Source organism: Bacillus seohaeanensis (assembly GCF_042684945.1).
GTDB lineage: Bacteria > Bacillota > Bacilli > Bacillales > Bacillaceae_B > Rossellomorea > Rossellomorea seohaeanensis.
On sequence record NZ_JBHUMF010000031.1, the window covers coordinates 510810 to 523320 of the forward strand.

Below are 12511 nucleotides of genomic sequence, written 5' to 3' on the forward strand. Positions count from 1 at the left end.
AAGTGGATTAACGATTCAATAATAAATCAAAGCAAAAGTCCGATTTTTCAGAAAAGATAAAAAATTATAATTCATAATTGAATTAAGCGAGAAAACCAATAATGAATATCATTGGTTTTCTCGCTTATTTTTATTGGCATGTTTTTTGCATTCTAGTTAGTAAGGAAGTCGCATACATAATCACTCAATTTTTATTATGTGAGTGTACGAACCAAATGAGGAGGGGGATAGAAATGGAAAAGCCATGGTATAAGCATGTAGTTGAAGGTAACCCAAAAGAGATTAGTATACCCGAGATTTCATTAAGTCAATTGTTTGAACAATCTGTGGAGAAATTTGAAAATCACACGGCAATTACGTTTGAAAACCAAAGTATGACGTATGGTGAACTGGATCAAAAAATCAAGAAACTCGCAGGATCCTTATATAGGCTGGGACTAGAAAAAGGTGACAGGGTGGCAATAATGCTTCCGAATTGCCCACAATATTCTATAAGTTACTATGCAGCATTGAGGTGTGGAGCAACAATTGTCCAAATCAATCCGATGTATAAATCGTCTGAACTGCTACATGTATTAAACGATTCAAAAGCGAAAGTGTTAATCGTACTCGACAGACTTCTTCCCGTTGTTAAAAGTATTGCGGATAAAACATTTATTTCTGATATTATCTCTGTTTCATTCAAAAAGGAAAGTGCTTTCTCTCAACTTCTTCAAAGCGGAGATACGGTTGTGCCAGATGTACCAATTAATGCAAAAGAAGATGTTGCAGTTTTGCAATACACTGGTGGAACAACCGGAAGATCTAAAGGTGCTATGTTAACACACTATAATTTAGTCGCAAATACTTTACAAAGTGCTGCAACAGCACTTGTTAAAACTCGTCTAGGTGAGGAAAAAGTCTTAACGATTTCCCCATTGTTTCATGTTTACGGCATGACAAGTGCGATGAATTTAACTTTTTACAACGGCGGAAATTTAATTTTAGTAGCTAGTTTTGATGTGGAAAAGGTTGTGAAAATAATTGAAACGCAAAAACCTACCGCCTTTCCTGGCGTTCCCACAATGTATATTGCCTTGTTGAATTATTACAAAACATACAAGTTCGATCTTAGCTGTCTTACAACTTGTAGTAGTGGATCAGCACCGCTTCCTGTTGAAGTTATTAATCGCTTTAATGAAGTTAGCGGAACATCTGTTGCAGAAGGTTATGGCCTGTCTGAGGCTTCACCTGTCACACATAGAAATCCTATATCGGGTTTACAAAAACGAGGAAGTATAGGTATCCCACTTCCAAATACCGATGCCAAAATAGTCGATATCGCTACAGGAGAAGAGGAATTGGCGGCAGGTGAAGTAGGAGAACTAGTCATTAGTGGCCCACAAATAATGAAAGGCTACTGGGGCATGCCAGAAGAGACAGCTCAAACGATTCGAAATGGATGGCTATTTACTGGCGACTTAGCCATGATGGATACAGATGGATTCTTTTACATTGTTGGGCGTAAAAAGGAAATGATTCTTGCAAGTGGCTATAATGTTTACCCTATTGAAATTGAAGACGTCATCTATAGCCATCCGAAAGTACTTGAAGCAGCTGTAATTGGTGAACCAGATGAATATCGCGGTGAAACAGTACGAGCCATTGTCGTACTAAAAGAAAACGAGGAACTAAGTGAAAAGGAACTAATTGAATTTTGCAGAGAACGCCTTGCAGCCTATAAAGCTCCTAGTATTGTTACATTCGTGGAAGAACTGCCAAAAACAGCAGTAGGAAAAATTCTAAAGAGAAAATTAAAAGAATTATACACCGTTAAACAATAACTTTTTACAAGTAATAGTTTATTCAAACATCACTGCATTATTACTAAGTTGTCATCTAAAATAAATAAACATTTTCGTGTGAACGGAGGAGGTAAGAGATGGATATTTTACTACAGCAACTTTTTAATGGACTTACTATCGGAAGCGTTTACAGTTTGGTAGCATTAGGACTTACATTGGTATATGGAATATTGCATATACCAAACTTTGCTCATGGCGCATTATATATGGTCGGTGGTTACGTAACATTAATTGTGATGGAAAGCTTTGGTATCCATTATTGGATTGCTATGGCTGTATCCGTATTAGTTGTTGGAGGTTTAGCCGTTTTAATGGAAAGAATCGTTTTTCATCCGTTACGACATGCACCACCAATTCATGACAAAATCGCTGCCATTGGGATCTTGTTATTTCTTGAAGCACTAGTACAGTTGGTTTGGGGAGCAGAGTATCGTAGAATGCTTTCTCCTTACGGAAATGCGGTAGAATTTCTTGGTATGACTGTAACAACTCAAAGACTATTAATTGTATTTGCTGCGATTGTCGTAATGGTACTTCTTCATTTATTTTTGAAAAAGACAATGATTGGCTCTGCTATCATTGCAATGTCGCAAAATCGAGAAGGCGCTTTTTTAGTTGGTATTAACGCAAACAAAATTGCAATGATAACGTTCTTCATCTCTGGTGCTCTCGCTGCAATTGCCTCATCAATTGCGTCCCCTATTAATCTAGTATTTCCAGGAATGGGGCATCTAGTAATATTAAAAGCCTTTGTCATCATCATTATTGGTGGGATGGGGAGTATCCCTGGTGCGATTATTGGTGGGTATATTATCGGATTTTCAGAAAGTTTAGGTGCTACATTTGTGTCAAACGACTATAAAGATTTAATTGCTTTTCTGTTATTAGTTGTCATTCTGACAATTAAACCAAAAGGATTGTTTGCGAAGGGGGTTCAATAATGTCACAACTTTTGAACCGAAAGAGTGCAGTAGTGCTCTTGATTGTAGCTGCAATTCTTTTCCCGTTTGTCTTTAATAATGAATACTATTTACACATATTATCGCTGGCTTTTATTTGGAGCATTGGAGTATACGGATTAAATATAATTGGAGGGTACACTGGGCAGCTTTCTTTAGCACATGCTGGATTCTTTGCAATTGGAGCTTACTCTTTGGGGGTCCTTACTGTTAAAGTTGGGCTTGGCTTTTGGCTTTCCTTTCTTTTATCCATTATTATTACAACATTTATTGGGTTCCTTGTTGGGCTTATTGCATTACGTACAAAAGAACATTTTTTTGCGATTTATACCCTATGTGTAGGATATATCATCTATTTAATCATCTATAAATGGGAAGCGGTTACAGAAGGGGTTAGAGGTCTTATTGGTATACCGGCACCGACTCCTATTGGTCCCATTACATTTGATACACCGGTTTCACAATACTATTTAATGCTTTTCTTTTTAATAGTTGTCATTTTTCTATTTAAAAGAATTGTTAATTCATTGATAGGGAGAACTTATGTAGCAATTAGAAATAGTGAAGAGCTTGCGCAAACGATTGGAATACAGACAATGAAACAAAAGCTAATTTCTTTTGTGTTATCTACTTTCTTTGCAGGGATAGCTGGGGGACTATATGCTGCTTTCATTCGATTTATCGGCCCTGATATTTCCTATATCAATGTAACATTCGATATGCTCATGTATTTATTAGTTGGTGGAATAGGCACACTTTCGGGTCCTTTGGTCGGAACACTCCTTGTTGTGGGAGTTTCGCAATATCTTCAATTTCTTCAAGACTACCGTATGATTATATTCGGCCCGATTCTTGTCATATTGATTATCTTCTACCCGACTGGAATTGTAGGAGGTATTCAGAATTGGATGGCGAACCGAGTTAAAAAGGCTAAAATGAGCTTAACTAAAAAAGTAGAGGCAGCAGCGGCAAAGGAGGAGAAATGATGCTAGTACAAGTTAATGGATTAACAAAACAGTTTGGTGGATTAACAGCAGTCAATAATGTTGATTTTGAAATTGAGAAAGGGAAAATTACAGCTATTATCGGTCCTAATGGTGCTGGGAAATCGACCTTCTTCAATTTAATTAGTGGTTTTCATCAGCCAACGTCTGGTTCTGTTATTTATGATGGTAATGATATTACCCCATTAAAAGCGAATCAAATTGCAAAACTAGGAATCGCAAGAACCTTTCAAACTACGAATTTATTTGAGCAATCTACAGTCTTAGACAACGTAATCATTGGACACCGATTAAGAACGAAGTCAGGTCTGTTTGATGCCATATTTCGTACACCACGTATCAAAAGAGAAGAGAACGAATGCAAAGAGAAGGCATATGAGGTTCTAGAGTTTGTCGGACTTACCGATATTGCAAATAAGCCGGTTTCTGAAATTTCCCAAGAAGCAAAAAAAAGAACAGCATTTGCATTAGCCCTTGCGACTGACCCATCTATTGTGTTTTTAGATGAACCAGCTGCAGGTGTTAACCCTGACGAAACGGATGGCCTCGCAGAACTAATTAAAAAAATGGCAAATAACGGCATTACCATCTGCTTGATAGAACACAAAATGCAAATGATTATGAGTCTTGCAGATAAAATTATGGTCTTAAACTATGGTAAAAAAATTGCGGAAGGAACGCCTGAAGAAATTAAGCAAAATGATGTTGTAATTGAAGCTTACTTGGGGGGTGAAGCAGTTGCTCAAACTAACTAACGTTTCTGTCCATTATGGACCATATCAAGCATTATATGACATAAATCTCGAAGTAAATAGTGGGGAGTTAGTTGTTCTGTTGGGAGCTAATGGTGCGGGGAAAAGTACCATTTTTCGTACGATTAGTGGGCTCAGCAAACCAACGTCAGGTAGCATTCAATTAAATGATAGTAATATCGGAGGACTTTCACCTGATCGGCTTGTTAAAGAAGGAATAGTCCAATGTGCAGAAGGGAGAAAGTTATTTCCGCAAATGTCTGTTTATGAAAATCTTATGTTGGGAGGATATGTTCTTGGCAGAGATAAGGACAAAAGAAAAAAGGCTTTAGACAATGTGTATGAGTTATTTCCCATTTTGAAAGAAAAAAAGGATTCTCCTTCCGGTTCGTTAAGCGGTGGTCAGCAACAAATGGTAGCAATTGGAAGGGCATTGATGGCCAACCCTCGTGTTGTCTTATTTGACGAACCATCTATCGGACTTGCTCCGCTAATTGTTGAACAAGTATTTGATGTCATAAAACAAATAAATAAAAATGGTACAACTGTTGTTCTTGCTGAACAAAACGCCAACGCTGCACTTAGAATTGCAGATCGTGGCTATGTTTTAGAAACAGGGAAGATTGTCTTAGAAGGAACAAGTAACGATTTATTTGAAAATGATGATATTAGAAAAGCTTATATTGGTGCCTAAGAAAACCCACTCGGAAGGGGGTGTAACTAATTTTTCAGTAAGTTATTTTATCCTAATAATCGAATAAAGGGGGAAATGGGATGTTGCAGTTTAAAAAAGTATTTCTTTATAGCGTACTCATGTTAACACTTGTTTTATCAGCATGTAGTAGCAGTAGTTCTTCATCGGGTGGAGAAGATGGGGTTGTAAACATCGGTTTCACTGGCCCGCTAAGTGGTCCTGCAGCTTACTACGGGGAGAATGCACTAAGTGGGCTCGAGATGGCAGTGGAAGAAATCAATGAAAACGGTGGGTTTGAAGTAGATGGGAAAAAACATACGCTTAATCTAGTTTCATTGGATGACAAATACCTGCCAAATGAAGCAGGATCAAATGCAAAAAGATTAGTACAAGAAAATGATACGCCAATTGTCTACGTTCCTCATAGTGGCGGTATCTTTGCAACGCAAGTGTTTAACCAACAAGATAAATTTATTATCGGTGCATATTCTAGTGAACCTGCGATTACAGAACAGGGAAATCCATTAACGTTACGCATACCACCAAAATATAGTTCTTATATTGAACCATTCTCTAAATATCAAATGGAACGGTTCGGTAAAAAGATCGCTATGCTTCCTACAGCAACTCAGTACGGAAAAGACTGGGCAGCACTGTTAGAACCTGGATGGAAAGAATTAGGTGGAGAGGTAGTCTACAAAGGATCCATCGATTTCAGTAAAGACACTGACTATTTCACAATTGTAACCAATGCTTTAAAGAAAAATCCTGATGTATTATTTGTTGGTGGGCCTTCTGAACCAACTGCATTAGTTATGAAACAAGCAAGAGACTTAGGGTTCGAAGGCGGATTCCTAATTATGGATCAAGCAAAACTTGATGAAATTCAAGCTGTTTTAGGAGGAGCTGAATTAACTGAAGGTTCTGTTGGAGTATTGCCACTCATAAATTCGAAATATGAAGGAAATGAGAAATTTATTAATGATTATATAGAAAAACATGAAAAAAATCCTGGTTCTGAAGCCGGTTATCATTATCTCTCCGTATACTTATTTGTAGAAGCAATGAAGGCGGCTGGAACAGTCGATGATGTCGACAAGATAATGGCACATGTACAGGAAGGGTTAGATAATGTACCGGACGATAAGAAAATTTATGATATTACGGAAATAGATAAACAAGGTGGTTTAGAAACTTATCTTCGCATGGGTGTTGTAGAAGATGGAGAAATTGTTGAGAAATCAGTTGAAGAGTAAAAGAGGTTAGCCTGCAGTTAGTGCAGGACAATTTTTAAGATTAATATATTCTAAGATGGTCTCTGTCTATTCGTGACCATCTATTTTTTTCCTATCTTTTTTATCAAAAAGTGGTATCGGTTCATCCTAGGCTGACAAACATTACAAGGACAAAAGGAAGGTTGCTTTTTACCTCAAAACCAAAGGTACTGGTACTACACAAGGGAGAGTATGTATGGATATAAATTCCGAGAAAAAATTAATTGATAATAGCCGATTTTCTCAACTTTTAGATGTGAAAACCATTCAATATGAAAAAGGAGAAGTTGTCCTTCAATTGACCGTTGACGAACATCATAAAAATGCTATCCAAACCGTTCACGGGGGTGTTCTTGCTACATTGATTGATAATGTAATTGGGGCCACTATTACTTCCATTACTAATTTACCATCTACTACAATCAATTTAAACATACAATACTTAAAACCTGCTCAAGCTGGAATTCTTACAGTAAAAGCAAATATTTTACACTTAGGTTATCGTATTATAACTGGTGAAGGCATTGTTACAGACCAAGAAAATAATACGATCGCCAAAGGTGCTGGGACATTTAAACTATTACGGCCTAAAAAGGAAAGTTCTCTTAATTCAAATCTGAATCAATCGATTCAATAATAAATTAATTGTAGATATGCATAATACAAGTTGTTTAATTCATTTTTGAATTATTTTTAGCATACTAGAGGAAGAAACCCTTAATGTAATGAATTTTAAATATTGGCATAATTCTTGCAAAATAATGAGTAGAAAGATATATAAGTAAAAACAGGAAAGGATGGACTATACATGACAGAAGCCGTTATTGTTTCTGCAGTTAGAACTCCAATAGCGAAAAAAGGGGGAGCTTTAGCAACTCTAGATCCTTCCATATATGGAGCAGCCGTAATGAAGGAAGCTTTACAACGTGCAAATGTCCAAGGCCGGGATGTGGATGATGTAATTTTTGGAAATTGTCTAGCAGGTGGCGGTAATATTGCTCGTCTAACATTACTGGAAGCAGGATTGCCAACTTCCACTCCAGGACTAACAATCGATCGTCAATGCGGATCTGGAATAAACAGTGTCGCATTAGCGGCAGAAGCTATTGTTGCTAGCAAAGCCTCCATCGTTATTTCAGGGGGAACAGAAAGTATGTCCCGAGCTCCATATTTATTGGCACCGCAAGAGAAAGCATACAATCGTATGCCTCCATCCTTTGTAAACCCGTCACTATCACCAGAAACAATCGGTGACCCTCCTATGGGAATAACAGCAGAGAATCTGGTAGAGAAATATTCTATTTCTAGAGAAGAACAAGATGAATTTTCGTATAGAAGCCAACAAAAAATGGCAGAGGCAATGGAAAACAAGCTATTTCAGGATCAAATAGTGCCTATTTCTTTACAAACCAAAAAAGGAGAATTTCTTTTTTCAGAAGATGAGCATCCCCGTCCGTCTGTTACAATCGATAAACTTGCGAAACTTCCACCAGCATTTAAGCAAGATGGTAGCGTAACGGCAGGTAATTCTTCAGGGCTTAATGATGGTGCATCTGCTCTTGTTCTTATGTCCCGAGAAGAAGCGGAAGCTAGAGGGTTAGAACCATTAGCATATGTTACTGATTGGGCTGTAGCTGGTGTTGACCCCAATATAATGGGAATTGGTCCAGTTCCAGCTATCCAAAAATTGTTGAAACAAACAGGTGGCAGCTTGAATGACTTTGATTTAATTGAAATTAATGAAGCATTTGCCGCGCAAGTGTTGGCATGCGGTAGAGAACTTTCTTTTGACATGGAAAAAGTGAATGTTCTTGGCGGAGCAATTGCACATGGTCATCCTATCGCTGCCACCGGCGGAATACTAGTCACAAAACTTGCATATGAAATGAAGCGACGAAACGTCCAAAAAGGTTTGGTAACCGCGTGTATCGGCGGAGGACAAGGAATTGCTTTAGCACTGGAAAGAAAATAAACAATCCGAAATTAGAAACTAGTAAGGAGGGAGAAAGTGAACTTTCAATTAGATGAGGACATTCTTTCTTTAAAAAATAATATAAAAGATTTTATCAAACATGAAGTCGATCCATATGGTATGAAGATAGAAGATGACGATGAAATCCCTGATGAGATTATTGAAAAATCAAAAGAAATGGGTTTGTTTAGCTTAAGTATCCCTGAAGAATATGGGGGACTTGGCATTGGGATGGTTGGTAAATGTGCCCTTTATGAAGAGATTGGAAAAACCCATAATGGCTACACAACACTGATCGGAGCACACACAGGGATTGGAACGATCGGAATTGTAGAAATGGGCAACGAATACTTAAAAGAAAAATACTTACCAGATATGGCTAGAGGAGATTGTCTCGGTGCTTTTGCATTAACGGAACCTTCCGCTGGATCCCATGCAACAAATCTGAAAACAACTGCAGTAAAAAAAGGAAATAAATATATATTAAATGGTACAAAGCATTATATTACAAATGCGACCGTAGCGGATGTCTTTACTGTAATGGCTGTTACAGATCCGGCTAAAGGTGCAAAGGGCATCACTTCGTTTGTTGTAGAAAAGGGATTTCCAGGCTTTACAATTGGAACAGTAGAGAGAAAAATGGGACTACGAGGATCTCACTCTGCTGAACTTATTTTTGAGGATTGCGAAGTGCCTGAAGAAAACGTACTTGGTGAAGTAGGTCAAGGGTATGTAAATGCATTGAAAATATTAGCAAATGGAAGAGCGGGATTGGCTGCTCGCAACCTTGGTTCTTCCCAAAAACTTTTAGACATGTCAATGGCTTACGTACAAGAAAGGGAACAATTTAATGTACCGATTATCGAGCATCAAGCAGTAGCGCATATGCTCGCTGAAATGGCATTGGAGATTGAAGCACTTCGATCTTTCACCTATAGAGTAGCTTGGATGGTTGACAGTAAAGAAAAAGTGATTAAAGAAGCCGCAATGTTAAAGCTCTATGGATCTGAAGTGTATAACCGTGTTGCAGACAAAGCGGTACAAATACACGGTGGAATCGGCTATATAAAAGATTTCCCTGTTGAGCGCTACTATAGGGATGCAAGAATTACAAGAATATATGAAGGAACATCAGAAATACAAAAAAATATTATAGTTGGACAATTAAAAAAAGAGTATAGCTAACTAGAAAACAACTAATTTTCTAGGAGGGGCAATGTGAAAGATGAAATTGTAATTATAAGTGCTGCCAGGACACCAATCGGACGTTTTGGCGGATCACTTAAGAGTATTAGCTCGGGACATTTAGGAGCCATCGTAATTGAGGAAGCAATCAAAAGAGCTGGTATCACTCCTGAAATAGTAGATGAAGTGATTTTAGGAGAAGTAAGGCAAACAACAGAGTCTTCCAACGTTGCACGAGTTTCTGCATTACGGGCAGGTATACCGGAAACGTCACCTGCCTTTACTGTTAACCGGTTATGTGCTTCCGGAATGCAAGCCATTACATCCGGAATTCAAGAAATTCAATCAGGGCAAGCGGAAATCATCGTTGCTGGGGGAACGGAAAATTTAAGTAGGGCACCGATATACTTACGAAATTCTAGGTTTGGCGAGGGGGTCCCTACTTTAATAGATTCTAATTTAGAAAATGGGCAACAACCTATTGAATTATACGGAAGTCAACTCGGAATGGGGGTAACCGCTGAAAACGTTGCGGAAAAATATAATATTTTAAGAAGTGATCAAGACCAATTTGCTTTTGATAGCCAGCAAAAAGCTGCAAACGCCATCAAAAAGGGGATTTTTACAGATGAGATAGTACCCGTGGAGGTCAAAGAAAAAAAACAAACCTCTCTTTTTGAAGAAGATGAACATCCTAGACCGCAAACAACATTAAATGCTCTTGAGCGACTTAAACCTGTATTTAAACAATCCGGTACTGTTACAGCAGGAAATGCTTGCGGTAGAAACGATGGATCTGCGGCGATGGTAATTATGTCGTTAGCAAAAGCAAAATCTCTTGGTCTAACTCCTTTAGCAAAAATAGTAAACTGGTCAAGTTGCGGTGTATCACCAGAATACATGGGAATAGGTCCGGTACCTGCTATACAAACATTGCTTCAACGTACAAATAAAAAGCTTTCAGAAGTAGGGTTAATAGAGTTGAATGAGGCGTTTGCTTCCCAAAGCTTGGCAGTTATACGAGAAGCGAACTTAGATGCTGAGAGGGTGAATGTTAATGGTGGAGCAATTGCACTTGGACACCCTTTAGGAGCTACAGGCTGCAGAATTATGACAACGCTTTTATATGAAATGAAAAGACGAGAAGAACGTCTTGGTATCGCATCCCTTTGTGTTGGCGGTGGCCAAGGAATGGCTATAATGCTTGAATTAGTTTAATAGAAAAATTAATTGATTCCGATTATTTTCAGGGTGTGGTGAAGTTAGAAATATTCTTGCTACATATGCTTGGATACTTGAACCAATTTCGCAACAGTGAACGCTGGGGACTTGTAATGACTTAGAGTAAATGCAATTGCACCCGGTCCAGTAAGAGAACACCAGTGGAGCAGAACGAATATTTGGGAATGAAGAAGCATCGTTTATTAACGGTGGACGGAGGACAATGACTAGATAGCCGGTTCCTTTGAAGGTATAATAATTTGATTTTTTGGAAATTTCAATTAAAATATAGGATGGAGTGTTTCCATATGCATTTACGATTAACAGATGAACAGAAAATGGTACAACAAACAATTCGAAAATTCGTTGAAAAGGAATTAATTCCGCTTGAAAATGATGTGTTACGAAATGAAAGAGAGGGAAAACCAAGTCTTCCAGCTGGCAAGTTGAAAGAACTTCAATTAAAAGCAAAAGAAGCCGGGTTCTGGGGGATTAACACACCTGAGAAATATGGCGGTGCAGACTTAGGACAAATGATGCTTGCCATAGTCATGATGGAAGTTTCTAAAACGTTTGTTCCTTTCCAATTCGGAGGATCGGCGGATAATATTCTCTATTATGCGAACGAAGAGCAAAAAAAGAAATACTTAATTCCTACAATCAATGGAGAAAAGAAATCTTGTTTTGCCATGACAGAACCGGGTGCAGGCTCCGATACACGAAACATTAAGATGACAGCTGTAAAAGATGGAAATGAATGGGTGTTGAATGGGGAAAAGACATTTATTACAGGTGGGAATGAAGCGGATTTTGTTATGGCTATCGCGATTACAGACAAAGAAAAACATCAAGCTACTGGCAGGGATGGTGTTACCTGCTTTATCGTTGATAGAGATATGGGATGGAAATCGGAATATATCCATACAATGGGGGAATGGGGACCGGCAGGGTTAGTATTTGATAATGTGCGTGTTCCAGAAGAAAATATTTTAGGTGAAGTGGATGGCGGTTACAATTTAGGGCTAGAATGGATCGGCTTTGCTCGTTGGATTGTAGGAGCTCGTGCAGTCGGTGCAGCAGAAAGACTATTACAAATGGCACTTGATTATTCAAAAGAACGAGAAACTTTTGGAAAGCCAATCGCAGATCGACAAGCAATCCAATGGCAAATCGCAGATTCTGCAGTAGAACTTGAGGCAGCTAGGTGGTTAGTTTTAAATGCTGCATTCACATTGGACTACGGTGAAGATAACCGTCATTTAGCATCAATGGCAAAGTTATATGGAGCTAATATGGGGAATAACGTTGTGGACCGTGTATTGCAAATTCATGGAGGTATGGGGTATACAAGGGAACTTCCAATTGAACGTTGGTATCGTGAAGCAAGACTTTGGAGAATCTACGATGGAACTGACGAAATTCAACGCCTCATTATTTCTAGAAATCTATTAAAAGGACATGTTAAGGTAGGTCAGTTTGTCTAATCTAGTAAGCTAAATATTTTTATCCTACATTAATGAGTGGGAATCCTCCATCACAGGACTTCAGAAAATTGGAAACTTTGGGGTGGGGGGGATGAAAAATTATTAACTAAGTTTTATTTTAT

At 38.2% G+C, this 12511-nt stretch carries 11 protein-coding genes; all 11 read left to right on the plus strand.

Annotation, left to right across the window (positions count from 1 at the left end; all coding sequences use genetic code 11):
* Nucleotides 1-233 precede the first annotated feature (233 nt).
* The 11 genes from ACFSUL_RS15880 to ACFSUL_RS15930 all read left to right on the plus strand — a co-directional run bounded on the left by ACFSUL_RS15880 (nucleotide 234) and on the right by ACFSUL_RS15930 (nucleotide 12389).
* Nucleotides 234-1823 carry a long-chain-fatty-acid--CoA ligase gene (locus ACFSUL_RS15880; RefSeq protein ID WP_377936916.1) on the plus strand — a complete coding sequence of 530 codons (1590 nt, stop codon included), beginning with the start codon at nucleotides 234-236 and terminating at the stop codon, nucleotides 1821-1823.
* 98 nt (nucleotides 1824-1921) lie between these two features.
* The gene (locus ACFSUL_RS15885; protein ID WP_377936917.1) at nucleotides 1922-2785 is read left to right on the plus strand and encodes a branched-chain amino acid ABC transporter permease; all 864 of its coding nucleotides are present in this window, start codon (nucleotides 1922-1924) and stop codon (nucleotides 2783-2785) included.
* Nucleotides 2785-3789: a branched-chain amino acid ABC transporter permease gene (locus tag ACFSUL_RS15890; RefSeq protein ID WP_377936918.1), complete on the plus strand. Its 1005-nt coding sequence runs from the start codon at nucleotides 2785-2787 to the stop codon at nucleotides 3787-3789. Before ACFSUL_RS15885 ends, ACFSUL_RS15890 begins: the two co-directional genes overlap by 1 nt.
* Nucleotides 3789-4562 (plus strand): ABC transporter ATP-binding protein, encoded by a 774-nt coding sequence (locus tag ACFSUL_RS15895; protein WP_377936919.1) that lies wholly within the window; start codon nucleotides 3789-3791, stop codon nucleotides 4560-4562. The genes ACFSUL_RS15890 and ACFSUL_RS15895 overlap by 1 nt, the downstream gene beginning before the upstream one ends.
* On the plus strand, nucleotides 4546-5253 hold the full coding sequence (locus tag ACFSUL_RS15900; protein WP_377936920.1) for an ABC transporter ATP-binding protein: 708 nt from the start codon (nucleotides 4546-4548) through the stop codon (nucleotides 5251-5253). Before ACFSUL_RS15895 ends, ACFSUL_RS15900 begins: the two co-directional genes overlap by 17 nt.
* Nucleotides 5254-5333: 80 nt before the next feature.
* Entirely contained in the window at nucleotides 5334-6509 is a 1176-nt protein-coding gene (locus tag ACFSUL_RS15905; RefSeq protein WP_377936921.1) for an ABC transporter substrate-binding protein, read from the plus strand.
* Between the two features lie 214 nt (nucleotides 6510-6723).
* Nucleotides 6724-7164: a PaaI family thioesterase gene (locus ACFSUL_RS15910; RefSeq protein ID WP_377936922.1), complete on the plus strand. Its 441-nt coding sequence runs from the start codon at nucleotides 6724-6726 to the stop codon at nucleotides 7162-7164.
* Between the two features lie 171 nt (nucleotides 7165-7335).
* Complete coding sequence (locus ACFSUL_RS15915; protein WP_377936923.1) at nucleotides 7336-8499, plus strand: thiolase family protein; 1164 nt, start codon at nucleotides 7336-7338, stop codon at nucleotides 8497-8499.
* 36 nt (nucleotides 8500-8535) lie between these two features.
* A complete protein-coding gene (locus tag ACFSUL_RS15920; RefSeq protein ID WP_377936924.1) occupies nucleotides 8536-9684 on the plus strand; it encodes an acyl-CoA dehydrogenase family protein in 1149 nt (382 codons plus the stop codon).
* Nucleotides 9685-9717: 33 nt separating this feature from the next.
* A complete protein-coding gene (locus ACFSUL_RS15925; RefSeq protein ID WP_377936925.1) occupies nucleotides 9718-10902 on the plus strand; it encodes a thiolase family protein in 1185 nt (394 codons plus the stop codon).
* 311 nt (nucleotides 10903-11213) lie between these two features.
* A complete protein-coding gene (locus ACFSUL_RS15930; RefSeq protein ID WP_377936926.1) occupies nucleotides 11214-12389 on the plus strand; it encodes an acyl-CoA dehydrogenase family protein in 1176 nt (391 codons plus the stop codon).
* The last annotated feature ends 122 nt before the right edge of the window (nucleotides 12390-12511 follow it).